The sequence below is a fragment of the Enterobacter cloacae complex sp. CDL013 genome, assembly GCF_049238805.1.
Classification (GTDB): Bacteria; Pseudomonadota; Gammaproteobacteria; order Enterobacterales; family Enterobacteriaceae; genus Enterobacter; species Enterobacter hormaechei_C.
Genome location: NZ_JBMKGT010000002.1, coordinates 175,603 through 192,633, shown reverse-complemented (window position 1 = coordinate 192,633; position 17,031 = coordinate 175,603). Strand labels below are relative to the sequence as shown.

14 protein-coding genes and 1 tRNA gene are annotated in these 17,031 nt (G+C 53.7%); 10 read left to right on the top strand and 5 right to left on the bottom strand.

Annotated features, from left to right (window positions below):
• The first annotated feature begins 246 nt into the window (after positions 1-246).
• Complete coding sequence (locus ACOTXD_RS03960) at positions 247-1,176, top strand: formate/nitrite transporter family protein (RefSeq protein WP_003861364.1); 930 nt, start codon at positions 247-249, stop codon at positions 1,174-1,176.
• A 75-nt stretch (positions 1,177-1,251) separates the two neighbouring features.
• Positions 1,252-1,323, top strand: a tRNA-Arg gene (locus tag ACOTXD_RS03955).
• Positions 1,324-1,336: 13 nt separating this feature from the next.
• Here the strand turns inward: ACOTXD_RS03955 and ACOTXD_RS03950 are convergent.
• Positions 1,337-2,716, bottom strand: coding sequence for a diguanylate cyclase (locus ACOTXD_RS03950; protein ID WP_061856653.1), 1,380 nt, complete (start codon positions 2,714-2,716; stop codon positions 1,337-1,339).
• Positions 2,717-2,984: 268 nt separating this feature from the next.
• Here ACOTXD_RS03950 and lpxP point away from each other — a divergent pair, with 268 nt between their 5' ends.
• Entirely contained in the window at positions 2,985-3,905 is a 921-nt protein-coding gene (gene lpxP, locus ACOTXD_RS03945) for a kdo(2)-lipid IV(A) palmitoleoyltransferase (RefSeq protein ID WP_102381219.1), read from the top strand.
• Between the two features lie 359 nt (positions 3,906-4,264).
• Complete coding sequence (gene ypdK / locus ACOTXD_RS03940; RefSeq protein ID WP_099458937.1) at positions 4,265-4,336, top strand: membrane protein YpdK; 72 nt, start codon at positions 4,265-4,267, stop codon at positions 4,334-4,336.
• Between the two features lie 58 nt (positions 4,337-4,394).
• Here ypdK and alaC read toward each other — a convergent pair whose 3' ends face one another.
• The gene (gene alaC, locus ACOTXD_RS03935) at positions 4,395-5,630 is read right to left on the bottom strand and encodes an alanine transaminase (RefSeq protein WP_017383460.1); all 1,236 of its coding nucleotides are present in this window, start codon (positions 5,628-5,630) and stop codon (positions 4,395-4,397) included.
• Between the two features lie 386 nt (positions 5,631-6,016).
• Here alaC and ACOTXD_RS03930 point away from each other — a divergent pair, with 386 nt between their 5' ends.
• Both ACOTXD_RS03930 and ACOTXD_RS03925 read left to right on the top strand, forming a co-directional pair.
• A complete protein-coding gene (locus ACOTXD_RS03930) occupies positions 6,017-7,714 on the top strand; it encodes a sensor histidine kinase (protein WP_003861356.1) in 1,698 nt (565 codons plus the stop codon).
• Between the two features lie 13 nt (positions 7,715-7,727).
• Positions 7,728-8,459: a LytR/AlgR family response regulator transcription factor gene (locus ACOTXD_RS03925; RefSeq protein WP_421766372.1), complete on the top strand. Its 732-nt coding sequence runs from the start codon at positions 7,728-7,730 to the stop codon at positions 8,457-8,459.
• 35 nt (positions 8,460-8,494) lie between these two features.
• Here the strand turns inward: ACOTXD_RS03925 and glk are convergent, their stop codons facing one another.
• Positions 8,495-9,460, bottom strand: a complete 966-nt coding sequence (gene glk, locus ACOTXD_RS03920) for a glucokinase (RefSeq protein ID WP_003861352.1) — start codon at positions 9,458-9,460, stop codon at positions 8,495-8,497.
• A gap of 205 nt (positions 9,461-9,665) precedes the next feature.
• On the opposite strand from glk, the gene ACOTXD_RS03915 reads away from it, so the two are divergent.
• The gene (locus ACOTXD_RS03915) at positions 9,666-10,901 is read left to right on the top strand and encodes an ion channel protein (protein ID WP_061856655.1); all 1,236 of its coding nucleotides are present in this window, start codon (positions 9,666-9,668) and stop codon (positions 10,899-10,901) included.
• On the opposite strand, the gene ipdC is transcribed toward ACOTXD_RS03915, so the two are convergent.
• Positions 10,902-12,560, bottom strand: coding sequence for an indolepyruvate decarboxylase (ipdC, locus tag ACOTXD_RS03910; RefSeq protein WP_022651551.1), 1,659 nt, complete (start codon positions 12,558-12,560; stop codon positions 10,902-10,904). It abuts the gene before it with no gap.
• A gap of 186 nt (positions 12,561-12,746) precedes the next feature.
• Between ipdC and mgrA the strand changes: the two genes are divergently transcribed.
• On the top strand, positions 12,747-13,745 hold the full coding sequence (mgrA, locus tag ACOTXD_RS03905; RefSeq protein WP_061856656.1) for an L-glyceraldehyde 3-phosphate reductase: 999 nt from the start codon (positions 12,747-12,749) through the stop codon (positions 13,743-13,745).
• Positions 13,746-13,871: 126 nt separating this feature from the next.
• Positions 13,872-14,219 (top strand): DUF2502 domain-containing protein YpeC, encoded by a 348-nt coding sequence (ypeC, locus tag ACOTXD_RS03900; protein WP_003861345.1) that lies wholly within the window; start codon positions 13,872-13,874, stop codon positions 14,217-14,219.
• Between the two features lie 33 nt (positions 14,220-14,252).
• On the opposite strand, the gene ACOTXD_RS03895 is transcribed toward ypeC, so the two are convergent.
• Positions 14,253-15,491: an Nramp family divalent metal transporter gene (locus ACOTXD_RS03895; RefSeq protein ID WP_003861343.1), complete on the bottom strand. Its 1,239-nt coding sequence runs from the start codon at positions 15,489-15,491 to the stop codon at positions 14,253-14,255.
• Between the two features lie 345 nt (positions 15,492-15,836).
• On the opposite strand from ACOTXD_RS03895, the gene nupC reads away from it, so the two are divergent.
• Complete coding sequence (gene nupC / locus ACOTXD_RS03890) at positions 15,837-17,024, top strand: nucleoside permease NupC (RefSeq protein WP_003861341.1); 1,188 nt, start codon at positions 15,837-15,839, stop codon at positions 17,022-17,024.
• Positions 17,025-17,031: the final 7 nt, after the last annotated feature.

Below are 17,031 nucleotides of genomic sequence, written 5' to 3'. Positions count from 1 at the left end.
GAAACGTGCAAGTGATTGTAACAGCACGCTTACCGATGTCTACGAGGACAATGACGACCCGCTCGCGTCATCACGCTAATTTCAGCATAGCCTGTCTTTCAGAATTCGTTTCGCTGGCAATTTTATATTGGCTTTGAAAGAGATGTCTCACCTTTATTGCCATTTACAGCAATTTAAGAGCATCCCCACGGGCAAGGCGCTAAAAGCCGCTACGCTTAAATGAGCAATTACCCCGAAGGAGCTGTTATGAAAGACATTAACGAAGAAAAAATTGGCGAGAACAATGAAGAACTTGAGATTGAAAGTGAGGAGAAAGACCGGGGAGAAGAGATAGAAGTCGATGAAGATCGCCTGCCGTCACGCGCCATGGCTATTCATGAGCATATTCGCCAGGACGGGGAAAAAGAGATGGAGCGCGACGCGATGGCCCTGCTGTGGTCAGCCATTGCAGCCGGTCTGTCAATGGGCGCCTCTTTGCTCGCCAAAGGGATATTTCACGTTCAGCTGGAAGGCGTACCGGGCGGGTTTTTGCTGGAAAATTTAGGCTACACGTTCGGCTTTATTATCGTCATTATGGCGAGACAGCAGCTTTTTACGGAGAATACCGTCACTGCCGTACTGCCCGTCATGCAAAATCCGACCCTCGGTAATTTCGGTTTACTGATGCGCCTGTGGAGCGTCGTGCTGCTGGGGAACCTCATCGGTACGGGTATAGCCGCCTGGGCGTTCGAGTATATGCCAATATTTGATGAACCGACCCGCGACGCATTTGTGAAAATTGGCATGGATGTGATGAAAAACACGCCGGTTGAAATGTTTTCTAATGCTATAATTTCCGGCTGGATCATCGCCACTATGGTGTGGATGTTCCCCTCAGCGGGCAGCGCGAAAATCGTGGTGATTATCCTGATGACCTGGCTTATCGCACTCGCCGATACCACGCACATTGTTGTCGGAACCGTTGAAATCCTTTATCTGGTATTTAACGGCACACTCCACTGGAGCGACTTTTTCTGGCCGTTCGCCCTGCCAACCCTCGCAGGCAACATTTGTGGCGGGACCTTTATCTTTGCGCTGTTGAGCCATGCGCAAATCCGTAACGACATGTCCAACAAGCGTAAGGCCGAGCTTAAGGCTCAGGAAAAAAAGGATAAAACTGCCGAAAAATCGGCGTGAACGGTGACTCTTTGACCAGTCAGGCGGCAATGCGCTTAACGAAAAGTGTAAATAACGCTATACTCTTGCCGCTTCGTCCCCTTAGTTAAATGGATATAACGAGCCCCTCCTAAGGGCTAGTTGCAGGTTCGATTCCTGCAGGGGACACTTCTGTCTTTCCTTACGCCCCCTTCCAAAGCTCCACGCAGTTTCGACCACGCCGTTTCGCGCCGTATAAGGCTTCATCCGCCGCCTGAATCAATCGCTCGTAATCGGGATGCCCGTTGAACATCGCCACGCCTATCGAGAGGGAGAGCGGGATAATATCGCCGGTTGGGGAGTTAACCTTGATTTTTTCCACCCGCCTGCGGATACGCTCGGCGATTCGCAGCGCGTCCACCTCTGAGATTTCCGTTAGCACAATCAGAAATTCATCGCCGCCGTAGCGAAAAACGTAATCACAGGTTCGCACGTTGTCGTAGAACGCGCCGGAGACTTTTCGCAGGATCTCGTCCCCGGTATTGTGCCCCCAGGTATCGTTGATTTGTTTAAATTTGTCGACGTCAATCAGCAGCGTCGAGAGCTTTGTTCCCGCCCGGGTGGCGTGCAGGATTTCGCGTTTGAAGATGGTTGGCAGGAAACGGCGATTCAACAGGCGGGTCAGGACATCAACCCCCACCTCGTGTCGCGACACTTCGTCAAACAGTTCGCGCAAAAGCGTGATGATTTGCGAGAGCGTATTACGCATTCGCTGCAAGAATTTATCCCGCTGCGCTTTATCACTCAGACCCTGCCCTGAAAGACGGACCTCGTTAAAAAGGTCATCGAATTCCTGAATCAGACGAGAGATATGACCAGCCTCAGCGATCCCGCTGAAATAGTGCCGACCTTTATGGCTAAACCACAGTCCAAATTCAGACTGCCCCAGCGGCAGACTGTTGCCGATACTGGAATTAAGCGTGATCTTATACAGAAGCACCATTTCCCATGACAGCAGCGCCGCGGTCTGTCTCTCCTTCTCCTCTTCTGCGTTCTCCATTAAGGAAAAGATGCGGTAATTTTCGTCCTCTTTCGCCGCATTGTTCTCGCTAAATACATAGGCCCGCGACATCACTTCCATGGCCAGATCGATACTGTTAATCGCGTAGTGATAAATATGCAGCTTCACCTCAGGCGAATGGGTGCTGGTAGTAATGACAGGTAACAGCAGCTTTTTCAGAACACGGAAGCCCATTTCAACTAAATCAACCGAAATACCAATACGGGCATGAACATCCGCAGCGCGCTGCTGCGCCCGCATCTGCTCTTCAACCTGCTCCACACGGCATGAGAGCACATCAATAAGCCAGCGACGAAGCGCCTCCTGAAGCTGCCTCTCCACCTGTTCGGTGGTCAGGAATTCAGCTGCCGACGGATCTGCCAGCACAACACGATAGAATTCAGCGACCAGGGGCGTTGCGTTGTCCCTGGCAAGCTCAGTCGCAAGCCGATGCACATCGGGATCGGTTTCATTAATTAGCTTCACCCACTCTTCTTTCACCGTTTGCAGGTAGGTTTCCATGGTCTGCACCTTCAGGAGGCATGCGGGAACGCAGATTTAACAATAGCAAAATCAAACCACTCCGCAATTGCCGCTTTTTTAAACAAAAACGAGTGATAGCTCATAATGTATAACGGTGCTACATTATGCCGCCCACCCAAGTCAGCAATGGCCAGGCAACGTCGTAAAGAACGGTAAAGCCTGCAACCATGACCTCGTCCTACGGTCTTAATGGCACGTGGTATCGCGAAGTCTGCGCTACCTTCACAGGCTTTACATAGGTTCCACTATTTTGTCTCAATCCAAATTTCAGCGGGCGTTTCTGCACCCGCGCTACTGGTTTACGTGGTTTGGCCTTGGCGTACTTTGGCTGCTGGTTCAACTTCCTTATCCCGTGATCCGTTTCCTGGGTTCGAAGCTCGGCAGCGCATCGCGTCACTTCCTTAAGCGTCGTGAGTCCATTGCCCGAAAAAATCTCGAGCTTTGCTTTCCGCATTACAATGCGCAGCAGCGCGAAACGCTGATTGCGGAAAACTTTAAATCTATCGGTATGGCGCTGCTTGAAACCGGTATGGCCTGGTTCTGGCCAGACGAGCGTGTCCGTAAATGGTTTGACGTGGAAGGTCTGGATAACCTGAAACGTGCCCAGATGCTAAACCGCGGCGTGATGGTTGTGGGTGTGCATTTTATGTCGCTTGAGCTGGGTGGCCGCGTTATGGGCCTTTGTCAGCCGATGATGGCAACCTATCGCCCGCATAACAGCGCGCTGATGGAATGGGTACAAACGCGGGGCCGCATGCGTTCAAATAAGGCGATGATCAGCCGTAACAATTTGCGCGGTATGGTTGGCGCCCTGAAAAAAGGTGAAGCCGTCTGGTTTGCCCCGGACCAGGACTACGGTCCTAAAGGGAGCAGCTTTGCCCCTTTCTTTGCGGTTAAAGATGTCGCTACGACGAACGGTACCTTTGTGATTTCACGTCTCTCAGGCGCCGCGATGTTGACGGTGACCATGGTCAGAAAAGCGGATAAGTCAGGCTATCGTCTGCATATCTCCCCAGAGATGGCGAACTATCCTGAAGATGAGAGTGAAGCCGCGACCTTTATCAATAAGGTGATTGAGTTTGAGATTATGCGTGCGCCTGAGCAGTATCTGTGGATGCACCGCCGCTTTAAAACCCGTCCCCTGGGCGAAGCCTCACTCTATATCTGACCCCTTTCGAAGGTTAGTTTCGCTAAGAAACTAACCTTTTCAAACACCTGTAATCACAGTGCGTAACGGCTTTTTTCGACCGTCGCTCAACAGGCATTTATTGCGTACCGAAATCAAACTGTCGCCGTTCCACGACACTCGTAAGTGTAGGAAATTATTTAAAAAAATGCCTCTTGTCACTCCTGAAATTTAGGCGTACATTAGCGCCGTCTGGCGACAGGAAAGCACAGAATTCAGAGCTGAAGTTAGCGACGTAACGGGATAATTCCGATTTCCCCTTTCGCATGATTTCAACTCTCTATACTCAGTTGGACTCTGTTTTTTTAATGCGTACCGGAAGATACGCGGAGCGATGAAACGTGAAATATTTCTTTATGGGCATTTCGGTTATTGTTTTAGTTTGGGCCGGAACGTTTGCTCTGATGATCTAGTTAAGAAAATGCAGTCAAAAAAACAGGCGCCGTTGGCGCCTGTTTTTTTTGGTGTCCGTTACGACTCGGGTTGTTCCGCAACGCTCTTCGCTGCAAGCAGGCCATCCGCACGGAACATGCTTTTAATGCCCCGCACTGCCTGACGGATACGGTCGCTGTTTTCAATCAGCGCGAAACGCACATGCGTGTCACCGTAGTCACCAAAGCCAATGCCTGGAGAGACGCAAACCTTCGCATCCTGAAGCAGTTTTTTGGCAAATTCCAGAGAACCCATCGCCGCATACGGCTCGGGGATTTTCGCCCAGACGTACATGGAGGCTTTAGGCATTTCCACCATCCAGCCTGCTTCATGAAGCCCTTTTACCAGCACATCTCGGCGGCGTTTATACTGAGCGGCAATATCGAGCACGCATTGCTGATCCCCTTCCAGCGCCGCGATGGCCGCGACCTGTAACGGCGTAAAGGTGCCATAGTCATGGTAGCTTTTAATACGCGCCAGGGCACTCACCAGCGTTTTGTTTCCCACCATAAAACCAATTCGCCAGCCCGCCATGTTGTAGCTTTTCGACAGGGTGAAAAACTCAACCGCCACATCACGGGCACCCGGTACCTGCATAATTGACGGCGCTTTCCAGCCATCATAAACGATATCGGCGTAGGCGAGATCGTGTACCACCAGCACGTCGTAACGCTTAGCCAGCGCGACCACTTTCTCGAAGAATTCGAGTTCAACGCATTGTGCCGTTGGGTTTGACGGGAAACCGAGGATCATCATTTTCGGCTTCGGATAGCTTTCACGAATCGCCCGTTCCAGCTCGTTAAAGAAGTCGACGCCTTCCACCAGCGGGACAGAACGCACCTGCGCCCCGGCAATCACCGCCCCATAGATGTGAATCGGGTAGCTCGGATTCGGCACCAGTACGGTATCGCCGTGATCCAGCGTCGCCAGCATCAGGTGGGCCAGCCCCTCTTTGGAGCCAATGGTCACAATCGCTTCACTTTCAGGATCGATATCGACCTGATAACGATCCTGATACCAGCGGGAGATCGCCCGACGTAAGCGTGGAATGCCGCGTGAGGTGGAATACCCATGGGTATCGGGACGCTGGGCAACCGTGCAGAGTTTCTCAACAATGTGCGGCGGCGTTGGGCCGTCAGGGTTACCCATACTGAAATCGATAATGTCTTCGCCGCGCCGACGCGCAGCCATTTTCAGTTCAGCAGTGATATTGAAAACATAAGGGGGGAGACGATCGATACGCGTAAAACGGCGTTCAGGACTGAATTCAGCCATAGATTCCTCAGAGTCACGTTAGCGCCCGGACCGTCCGAGCGACGCTGCCACCCGTGTGGCATGCTTAGAAAATAACCTGAAGAAAAAGACGCTGTCGAGAGGATAACGGCAAAACAATATTTTGCTCTAAAACGGGAATGCGATTGCAGTGAAAAGCGGAACTCCTATCGCGAACAGGCAGTTTTAAGCTCTACAATTTAACACAATATTTTCAGTATCGTTACCTGACGTTTCTCCCCAAACGGAAAAGCGCCGGCTTTCAGTCAAAAGCCAGCAATCCCCTTTGAGAATTATGGTTTTTCCCCATTTGATAAATCTGATGGATAGCTGGTCATCAGGCCCTATGTTTTCTATCATAGATTTTTCCCGTTTTCCCAGGCCTGACCGTGCACGAAATCTTCAATATGCTCCTCGCGGTGTTCGACCGCGCGGCATTAATGCTGATCTGTCTCTTTTTCCTTATCCGCATCCGCTTGTTCCGCGAACTGTTGCATAAATCTGCCCATTCGCCAAAAGAGCTGCTGGCCGTCACGTTTATCTTTTCGATGTTTGCCCTGTTCAGCACCTGGTCCGGGGTGCCGGTAGAAGGCTCGCTGGTGAACGTGCGCATCATCGCCGTCATGTCGGGCGGGATCCTCTTTGGTCCCTGGGTCGGGATTATCACAGGCATTATCGCTGGCACCCATCGATACCTGATTGATATTGGCGGCGTGACGGCAGTTCCCTGCTTTATCACCAGCATTATTGCCGGGCTGCTCTCGGGCTGGATTAACCGCAAAATCCCGAAAAAGCAGCACTGGCGTGCGGGGATTATCGCGGGGATGGTCTGCGAAACGCTGACCATGATCCTGGTCATCGTCTGGGCGCCAACCGTTGCGCTGGGGCTGGATATCGTCTCGAAGATCGGTATTCCGATGATCCTCGGGAGCGTCTGTATCGGTTTTATCGTGCTGCTGGTGCAAAGCGTGGAAGGCGAAAAAGAGGCCAGCGCCGCGCGTCAGGCCAAGCTGGCGCTGGATATCGCCAACAAGACGCTGCCGCTTTTCCGGCACGTTAACGCCGAATCTTTACGTCAGGTTTGCGATATCATCCGCCGTGATATTCATGCCGATGCGGTCGCTATCACCAATATTGATCACGTGCTGGCTTACGTTGGCGTCGGTGAGCACAATTATCGCGACAGCGACGACACCATCAGCCCAACCACCAGACAGGCGATTAACTACGGAAAAATCATCATTAAAAACAATGACGAAGCCCACCGGACGCCAGAGATCCACTCAATGCTGGTGATCCCGCTGTGGGAAAAAGGCGTGGTCACGGGGACGCTGAAAATTTACTACTGTCATGCGCACCAAATCACCTCCTCGCTCCAGGAGATGGCGATTGGCCTGTCGCAGATCATCTCCACTCAACTAGAGGTTTCGCGTGCAGAGCAGCTGCGCGAGATGGCAAATAAGGCAGAGCTGCGCGCCCTGCAAAGCAAGATCAATCCCCATTTTCTGTTTAACGCGCTGAACGCTATCTCCTCTTCCATCCGTCTGAATCCGGACACCGCGCGGCAGCTGATATTTAATCTGTCGCGCTATCTTCGCTACAACATTGAGCTAAAAGACGACGAGCAGATCGACATCAAAAAAGAGCTGTATCAAATCAAGGATTACATCGCGATCGAGCAGGCTCGCTTTGGCGATAAGCTGACGGTCATTTACGATATTGATGAAGAGGTCAACTGCGTGATCCCAAGCCTGCTGATCCAGCCTCTGGTGGAAAACGCCATTGTTCACGGTATTCAGCCGTGTAAAGGCAAAGGCGTGGTAACAATTAGCGTAACGGAAAGCGGTAACCGCGTGCGTATCGCCGTGCGCGATACCGGGCACGGCATCGATCCGAAAGTTATCGAACGCGTCAAATCAAACGAAATGCCAGGCAACAAGATCGGACTGCTGAATGTGCATCACCGGGTCAAACTGCTGTACGGTGACGGGCTGCATATTCACCGCCTTGAGCCGGGCACCGAAATTGCCTTTTATGTTCCGAATGAGCGAACGCCCGTGAATGCCCCCATATCCTTGTTGCCGTAGGCCGGAGTAACAGATGAAAGTCATCATCGTAGAAGATGAATTTCTGGCTCAACAGGAGTTGAGCTGGCTTATCAAAACCCACAGCCAGATGGAGATTGTTGGCTGTTTTGAGGATGGTCTGGACGTGCTGAAATTTTTACAGCATAACCGGGTCGACGCGATATTCCTCGATATTAATATTCCGTTGCTGGACGGCGTCCTGCTGGCGCAAAATATCAATCAGTTCGCCCACAAGCCGTTTATTGTGTTTGTCACCGCGTGGAAAGAGCATGCCGTGGAGGCCTTCGAGCTTGAGGCGTTTGACTATATTCTCAAGCCGTACCAGGAGTCGCGTATTATCAGCATGCTGCATAAGCTGGAAGCCGCGTGGCAGCAGCAGGCATTACCCGCCAGTGCCAGCCCGGTAGCGCGGGAAAACGACACGATTAATCTGGTGAAGGACGAACGGATCATCGTCACGCCTGTCGACGATATTTACTATGCCGAAGCGCATGAAAAAATGACGTTTGTCTATACGCGGCGTGAATCCTACGTCATGGCGATGAACATCACCGAATTCTGCAATAAACTCCCGGCCGCCCACTTCTTCCGCTGCCACCGCTCGTTCTGCGTCAACCTGAACAAGATCCGCGAAATCGAACCCTGGTTTAACAACACCTATATATTGCGGCTGAAGGATCTGGATTTTCAGGTGCCGGTAAGCCGCAGCAGAGTGAAAGAGTTCCGCCAGCTCATGCACCTGTAGCACGTTCCCTCTCCCGCAGGAGAGGGAAATGAGCGTCAGAGGATCTGACCAAGAACCTGACGCAGATGCGCGCCGGATCCCAGTAAGCCTGGGTTGTCGTGGACAATCAGGTAAACAGGAATGTCCTGGACATAGCTCCTGAAGCGGCCTTTGTCTTCGAAGCCGCCACGGAAGCCGGAGGCGGTAAAGAAATCGAGGAAGCGCGGCACGATCCCGCCCGCAATATAGACCCCGCCAAAGGTGCCAAGGTTCAGCGCCAGGTTGCCGCCAAAACGCCCCATGATGACGCAGAACAGCGACAAAGCACGGCGGCAGTCAATACAGCTGTCGGCCAGCGCGCGTTCGGTCACATCTTTCGGTTGCAGATTTTCCGGCAGACGACCGTCTGATTTGACAATCGCCCGATACAGGTTCACCAGGCCCGGGCCAGAAAGCACCCGCTCGGCCGACACGTGCCCAATCTCGGCGCGTAGCTCCTCCAGAATAATGCCCTCTTCTTCGCTGTTCGGCGCAAAATCCACGTGACCGCCCTCGCCCGGAAGGCTGACCCAGCGTTTGTCGACGTGGACCAGGTGCGCCACCCCCAGACCGGTTCCCGCGCCGTAAACGGCAATCGGTTTGCCTTCAACCGGGGCCGTACCGCCGAACTGAATCAGATGCTCTGGTTTAAGCATTGGGATAGCCATGGAAACCGCAGTGAAGTCGTTGATAATTTCAAGGTGCGAGAAGCCGAGGTTTTTCCGCATTTCGGCAATTGAGAAGGCCCACGTGTGGTTGGTCATCGCCACCCAGTCGCCGGTGATCGGACAGGCGATGGCGATACAACCGTCTTCAACGCTCACTTTATGCTCTTCCAGATAGACGCGAACCACCGCTTCCAGGCTTGGGTAATCCAGCCCTGAATAGGTTTTCGCCTGAGAAATTTCACCGCTGTTCACATCGCACAGGGCAAGGCGCGCGTTGGTGCCGCCTACATCACCTACCAAAGCATACTTTGTCATTCTTCTACTGCTCCGCTAAAGTCAGAATAAATCTTTGGGACACTGTAAATTCAAGGCGTGTTAACAACAACGACCAGAAGGTGACTGCCCATGGATTATCGATCTTCGTCACATAATAACTTTACCGTTTCAGCACCTTTTGCACTATTGCCACAATGCTGATTGTGCAAAGTAACGTTAAGCCGTTTTGTACAAGGAAATCATCATGCTCCATCCGCGAGCCAGAACCATGCTGTTATTGGCTGTCCCGGCGCTGATTATTGGCGTGGCGTCGAGCCTGGTGCTCATCGTCGTCATGAAAGTGGCGGCGGTGCTGCAAACGATTTTATGGACCGCGCTTCCGGTAAAACTCGGCATCAGCATTGACTCGCCGGGCTGGATCATGGTGATGCTGACCCTGACCGGGATTGCCGTAGGGCTGGTGATCCGCTATAGCCCGGGCCATGCCGGGCCGGACCCGGCACTGGAACCCTTGATTGGCGCGCCTGTCTCCCCCTCGGCTCTGCCGGGGCTTATCATCGCGCTGATAATCGGTCTTGCGGGCGGCGTAAGCCTCGGGCCTGAACATCCCATTATGGCGGTGAATATCGCGCTGGCGGTCTTTCTGGGGGCGCGTCTTTCCCCGCGCGTTGGCGCGCTGGACTGGACGATCCTGGCCTCCGCCGGCACCATCGGGGCGCTGTTTGGCACTCCGGTCGCGGCTGCGCTCATTTTTTCGCAAACGCTCAGCAGTGATCATGAGGTGCCGCTTTGGGATAAACTCTTCGCGCCGCTAATGGCCGCCGCTGCGGGAGCCCTCACCACCAGCCTGTTTTTCCATCCCCATTTTTCACTCTCCATTCCCCACTACGGCCAGATGCAACTCACCGATATTTTCAGCGGCGCCGTCGTCGTCGCGATCGCCATTGCGTTGGGGATGGTCGCGGTGTGGTGTCTTCCTCGCCTGCATCGCCTGATGCACAGGCTGAAGCATCCGGTGCTGATTCTGGGCATGGGGGGTTTTATTCTGGGCGTTTTAGGCGCTATCGGCGGGACGGTTACGCTGTTTAAGGGTCTGGACGAGATGCAGCAGCTGGCCTTCAGCCAGGTCTTCAGCGTCTCAGATTATCTGCTGTTCGCGCTGGTGAAACTGGCGGCGCTGGTGGTCGCGGCGGCCTGTGGTTTCCGGGGAGGTCGTATCTTCCCGGCGGTATTTGTTGGCGTCGCGCTGGGGCTGATGCTGCATGAGCACGTTGACGCTGTCCCTGCGGCGATTACCGTCTCCTGCTCCATTCTGGGGCTGGTACTGGTGGTCACGCGCGATGCGTGGCTGAGCCTGTTTATGGCGGCCGTTGTCGTGCCGGATACCACGCTTCTGCCGCTGCTCTGTATCGTGATGTTGCCCGCCTGGCTCCTGCTGGCGGGCAAACCGATGCTGATGGCATGGCGAAACGACAGGTAATCAGGCGTTATTGCGCGCCTCCAGCGCTTTGGTCAGCGCGCTCAGCAGCGGCGGAATATCGGCTTTCGGCAGCATGACCTCGATCAGCGAAAGCCGCTCATGGTGTGCCACTTTATCCAGCACCTCCGCCAGCGCTTCCGCTTCGCTGACGCGCCAGCACTCTGCCTGAGGCGCCAGGCTCAGCGCCTGCGGTATCTGCGTCCAGTTCCAGAGGGCAATATCGTTATAGCGCTGCTCCGGCCCGTGGATGGCCCTTTCCACCGTGTATCCTTCGTTGTTAAGCACCAGAATAATCGGGCGCTGCTTGTCGCGCAGCATGGATCCCAGCTCCTGAATGGTCAACTGCGCGGCGCCGTCGCCCGTCAGGACAATCACGCGTCGGTTCGGACACGCCGTTTGCGCGCCAAACGCCGCCGCCAGCGTGTAGCCAATCGATCCCCACAGCGGCTGGACGATAAAGTTCACGTCCGCCGGTAAACGCAGATCGATAGCGCCGAAAGCAGACGTCCCCTGGTCAGCCAGAATAATGTCTCCGGGGCGAATAAACGTTTGCAGGGTACGCCAGAAGCTCTCCTGAGTCAGCGCCCCTTCAATAGTCGGGAACGAAAAGCCGCTGTGATCCGATGGCGCTCGCGTATCACGAACATAGGTTTTACACAGCGCTGTCAGCGTTTCAATGGCCTCCCTCATCGGGATACCCGTAAACCAGACGTCGCCGACGCGGGACGCGTGGGGCTGAACCTCTATCGTCTGGTCTGGCGTAAGCTGGTGGGTAAATCCGGCAGTGAGCGTATCGGTAAAGCGCGTGCCAATGCACAGCACCGTATCAGCACCCTCGATGGCCTCTTTGACCGGCGCGGCGCTCGCCGATCCGCTGTAGGTGCCGTAAAAACCGCTCTGTCGTTCGTCAAAAATGCCCTTGCCCATCAGCATGGTGGCGTGTGCCATCGGCACCTCTTTCACCCACGTCTGAAGGGCCGCGCGCAGACCGTGGCGGAGTACCAGGAAGTCCGCTAACAGCGCGGTGCGTTTGCTCGTAGACAAGCGCTTTTCGGCAGCCTCACGGAACGCCTGCAAGCAGGCTGAATCGGCCGGTGCGGGGTTAACAGTGAGAGCGCTTACAGGAGGTGTAGCGGCTTTTTTCGCCACATCGGCGGGCAGCATCAGATAGCCCGGACGGCGCTCCCGCAGCATGGTGGTCAGGACTCTGTCAATTTCATAGCAGGCGTTTTGTTCCGTAAGCACCGCCTGCGCAACGGTGATGGGTTCGCTCATATGATAGAAGTGGCGGAACTCGCCGTCGCCCAACGTATGGTGCAGTAACTCTCCTCGCTGCTGCGCCGCCATACCCGGGGCCCCTACAATATGGAGGACGGGAACATGTTCGGCAAAGCTGCCCGCCACACCGTTCATGGCGCTTAACTCCCCAACGCCGAATGTCGTCAGGAGTGCGGCAAAGCCCTTACAGCGGGCATAGCCGTCTGCGGCGTAAGACGCGTTCAGTTCGTTGGCACAGCCCACCCAGCAGATGTCCGGGCTGTCTATCACGTGATCGAGAAATTGCAGGTTATAGTCGCCCGGCACGCCAAACAGATGATCGGCACCACAATCTGTTAGTCGGTCCAGCAGGTAATCGGCGACGCAATAGGGGGTACGCATATTATAAGTGTCCTTCTGACGTTGACCTCACTCTGAGTATTAAATAAGCGTGAAGCGTGTCCAGAATTGACGACAATCAGGGGCTGGAAAGAATGCTTTACGAAAAAAGCTGCGCTATGCTCATTTTCTTCAGATTAGTGTAAACGTATACACGGATGTTTCTTTCCAGCGCCAGAGGTCTCACAAATGGGTTATCAACCTGACAAAAATCGTTATCAGACAATGCAATATCGCCGCTGTGGGCAAAGCGGTCTTAAGCTTCCCGCCATCTCGTTGGGGCTGTGGCATAATTTTGGCGACGCGACGTTGCTCGAAAACAGCCGTCAACTTTTACAGCGTGCTTTCAATTTGGGTATTACGCATTTTGACCTTGCCAATAATTACGGCCCGCCTCCTGGTTCGGCCGAACGTAATTTTGGGCGCATTTTGCAGGAGGATTTCCTGCCCTGGCGCGATGAGCTGATCATCTCCACTAAAGCGGGCTACACCATGTGGGACGGGCCTTACGGTGACTGGGGCTCGCGTAAATATCTGATCGCAAGCCTGGACCAGAGCCTCAAGCGTATGGGGCTGGAGTATGTCGATATCTTCTATCACCACCGCCCGGATCCACACACGCCGCTACGTGAAACCATGAAAGCGCTTGACCATGTGGTGCGTCAGGGCAAAGCGCTGTACATCGGTCTGTCCAACTACCCGGCAGAAATGGCACGGCAGGCGATTGAAATAATGGAGGATCTGGGCACGCCATGTTTGATCCACCAGCCGAAGTACTCCATGTTTGAACGTGCGCCTGAAGAGGGGTTGCTGGACGAGTTGCAGCAAAAAGGGGTGGGATGTATCCCCTTCTCTCCACTGGCGGGCGGACAGTTGACCGATCGCTATCTGAACGGCATCCCGGCGGATTCTCGCGCAGCAAGCGGCAGTAAGTTCCTTAATCCGGAACAGATCACCGACAAAAAGCTGGAAAAGGTACGTAAGCTGAATGCGCTGGCGGAAAAACGGGGGCAAAAGCTGTCGCAAATGGCACTGGCCTGGATCCTGCGCCACGATGCGGTGACATCCGTGCTCATCGGCGCAAGCAAGACCGGACAAATTGATGATGCAGCAGGCGTGCTTGAAAATTGTCGGTTCACGGCAGAAGAGCTCAAGACGATAGATACGATCCTGTCCAGTTCAGATTAAAAACACTTTTAGCAAAAAGTGCTCTCGTTCATGATTTAGGAGTTGAGGCGATGAAACGAATGTTTACCAACTCGTAAAATTGCGTTAACAGGTCGCACAGCGGCCCCGATCGTGAAGGAGAAGAGTATGTTCAGGTCACTGATTCTTGCAGCGGTATTACTGGCTTCGGCCCCGCTGGTCGCCAATGCGGGCGAAATCACCCTGTTGCCATCGATTAAATTACAAATTGGCGATCGTGATGACTACGGCAGATACTGGGACGGTGGCTACTGGCGCGACCGTGACTACTGGCATCGCCATTATGAATGGCGTCAAAACCGCTGGTGGAAACACGATAACGGCTATCACCGTGGCTGGGATAAGCGTAAGGCTTACGAACGCGGCTACCGCGAAGGCTGGAAAGATCGTGACGACCGCCGTGGCGGCTGGGGTCACGGAAAAGGCAGAGGCCACGGTCACGGCCATCACCATTAACAACAAAAAGGAGCCTTCCGGCTCCTTTTTCTTTTACAGGCCTGCGGCTGTGCCTATCAGCAACCACAAGTTTAACGCCACCACCACGACCACAATGGCCCACCCGGCGCGTTTCACCCACGTCGAATTCACCAGATCGCCCATCAGTGATTTGTTGCTGGTGAAGATCAGCAGCGGCACCAGCGCCAGCGCAATCCCGAAACTCAGCAGCACCTGACTCATCACCAGAATGCGGGTCGGATCCAGTCCCATCAGGATCACAACAAAGGAAGGCAGCATCGTGACCGAGCGGCGAACCCACAGCGGAATATGGAAACGTACGAACCCCTGCATCACCACCTGCCCGGCCAGTGTCCCCACAACCGTAGATGAAAGGCCCGCAGCAACCAGGCTTAAACCAAAAATAGTGGCAGCGGCATGACTCAGCAACGGCTCCAGCGTCAGGTAAGCCTGGTCAAGATCGGCAACCCCGGTATGCCCGTTGAAGTGGAACGCGGCGGCGGCGGTCGCCATCATCGCCAGATTCACAAATCCGGCAATGGTCATCGCGATAGCCACATCCCATTTCGAGGCGGAGTAGCGCTCTTTACTCGTCCCGCCATGCAGATTTTGGGTTAATGAAGAGTGTAGATAAATGACGTGCGGCATAATGGTCGCCCCCAGCACCCCGGCAGCCAGAAAAACGGCTTCAGAAGTAGGTAACGACGGGATCACCATCCCTTTCGTCAGCTGCGCCAGATTCGGCTGGGAGAAAATCAGCTCAACAATATAGGCGGCAGCGACGAACAGCAGCAGGCCGCCGATGACTTTCTCCAGCGGTTTTTGCCCCCGCCGCTGGAGCATCAGAATCAGGAAAGTGGCGATACCGGTCAGCACGGCCCCCTGAAGCAGAGAGACGCCCAGAATAAGCTTAAAGCCGATCGCCGCCCCGATAAACTCGGCGAGATCGGTGGCCATGGCGATAATTTCCGCCTGAACCCAGTAAAACCAAACTGCCGGACGTGGATAATGATCGCGGATTTGCTCCGCCAGGTTTTTTCCGGTAGCAATACCCAGCTTCGCGGAGAGCATCTGAATCAGCATCGCCATCAGATTGGCCCAGACCACAACCCACAGCAGTTTATAGCCGAAACTGGCCCCGGCCTGAATGTTGGTCGCAAAATTACCCGGATCGATGTAGCCAATCGCGGCAATGAATGCCGGTCCCATTAATGCGAGCCGCAGCTTGCGTGCCGCTCTGCCGCTGCTACTCTCTACGCGACTATTCGTCATTTCTGCCTCTGGAAATATAGCCTTTGCTATGTTTTATGCTATCAAAATGAGAATGATTATCAAGTTCATTTGAAATGGTTAACATGATTTCTCTGATAGCCAGGAACGATAGACAGGCAGGTGGAGCAAGGTCACAGAATGTGAAAATGCGCAGACATTTGTGAAGCGTAGCACACAAACTTAACTTTTCACTCATTTACCTAACATAACAAAAATGTATTGTTGATCACTATTTTTGAGACTCGTCACAGGATGTAACTATAGTGTGGGCTTGATCTCGTTTTCTTTGTGCTTGTTACATAGAATGTGCACGGAAATTAAACCTGCCTCATATTTGGAGCAAATATGGACCGCGTCCTTCATTTTGTCCTGGCACTTGTTGTCGTTACTGCACTTGCATTGCTGGTCAGCACAGACCGCAAAAAAATTCGTATTCGCTATGTTGTCCAGCTGCTGGTCATTGAAGTTTTACTTGCGTGGTTCTTCCTGAACTCCAACGTAGGCCTCGGCTTCGTGAAAGGCTTCTCCGAAATGTTCGAAAAACTGCTCGGATTTGCCAACGAAGGGACAAACTTCGTCTTTGGCAGCATGAACGATCAGGGTCTGGCCTTCTTCTTCCTGAAGGTACTCTGCCCTATCGTCTTCATCTCTGCCCTGATCGGTATCCTTCAGCACATCCGCGTTCTGCCGGTGGTTATCCGTGCGATCGGCTTCCTGTTATCGAAAGTTAACGGCATGGGTAAACTGGAATCCTTTAACGCAGTCAGCTCACTGATCCTCGGTCAGTCTGAGAACTTCATTGCGTATAAAGATATCCTCGGCAAGATGTCCCGTAACCGCATGTACACCATGGCGGCGACAGCAATGTCTACCGTTTCCATGTCTATCGTGGGCGCGTATATGACTATGCTGGAACCTAAATACGTGGTTGCGGCCCTGGTTCTGAATATGTTCAGCACCTTTATCGTTCTTTCGCTGATTAACCCGTACCGCGTGGATGCCAGCGAAGAGAACATTCAGATGTCTAACCTGCACGAGGGACAGAGCTTCTTCGAAATGCTGGGTGAATACATTCTGGCGGGTTTCAAGGTTGCAATTATCGTTGCCGCGATGCTGATTGGCTTTATCGCGCTGATCGCTGCGCTGAACGCCCTGTTTGCGGCCGTACTCGGTATCTCCTTCCAGGGCATTCTGGGCTATATCTTCTACCCGGTTGCCTGGGTGATGGGTGTACCGGCTCACGAAGCGTTGCAGGTGGGCAGCATCATGGCAACGAAACTGGTATCCAACGAATTCGTGGCGATGATGGATCTCCAGAAGATTGCCAGCACACTCTCCCCACGTGCGGAAGGGATCCTGTCCGTCTTCCTGGTCTCCTTCGCGAACTTCTCTTCCATCGGTATCATCGCTGGCGCGATTAAAGGCCTGAACGAAGAGCAGGGTAACGTGGTTTCTCGCTTTGGCCTGAAGCTGGTTTACGGTTCAACGCTGGTGAGCGTCCTGTCTGCCTCTATTGCAGCACTGGTTCTGTAATTCATAC

Excerpts from the sequence above, each read along its gene's own strand:
- ACOTXD_RS03960 (WP_003861364.1), top strand. The coding sequence starts at position 247 with ATGAAAGACATTAACGAAGAAAAAATTGGCGAGAACAATGAAGAACTT.
- ACOTXD_RS03950 (WP_061856653.1), bottom strand. The coding sequence starts at position 2,716 with ATGGAAACCTACCTGCAAACGGTGAAAGAAGAGTGGGTGAAGCTAATT.
- alaC (WP_017383460.1), bottom strand. The coding sequence starts at position 5,630 with ATGGCTGAATTCAGTCCTGAACGCCGTTTTACGCGTATCGATCGTCTC.
- ACOTXD_RS03925 (WP_421766372.1), top strand. The coding sequence starts at position 7,728 with ATGAAAGTCATCATCGTAGAAGATGAATTTCTGGCTCAACAGGAGTTG.
- glk (WP_003861352.1), bottom strand. The coding sequence starts at position 9,460 with ATGACAAAGTATGCTTTGGTAGGTGATGTAGGCGGCACCAACGCGCGC.
- ACOTXD_RS03915 (WP_061856655.1), top strand. The coding sequence starts at position 9,666 with ATGCTCCATCCGCGAGCCAGAACCATGCTGTTATTGGCTGTCCCGGCG.
- ipdC (WP_022651551.1), bottom strand. The coding sequence starts at position 12,560 with ATGCGTACCCCCTATTGCGTCGCCGATTACCTGCTGGACCGACTAACA.
- mgrA (WP_061856656.1), top strand. The coding sequence starts at position 12,747 with ATGGGTTATCAACCTGACAAAAATCGTTATCAGACAATGCAATATCGC.
- ypeC (WP_003861345.1), top strand. The coding sequence starts at position 13,872 with ATGTTCAGGTCACTGATTCTTGCAGCGGTATTACTGGCTTCGGCCCCG.
- ACOTXD_RS03895 (WP_003861343.1), bottom strand. The coding sequence starts at position 15,491 with ATGACGAATAGTCGCGTAGAGAGTAGCAGCGGCAGAGCGGCACGCAAG.
- nupC (WP_003861341.1), top strand. The coding sequence starts at position 15,837 with ATGGACCGCGTCCTTCATTTTGTCCTGGCACTTGTTGTCGTTACTGCA.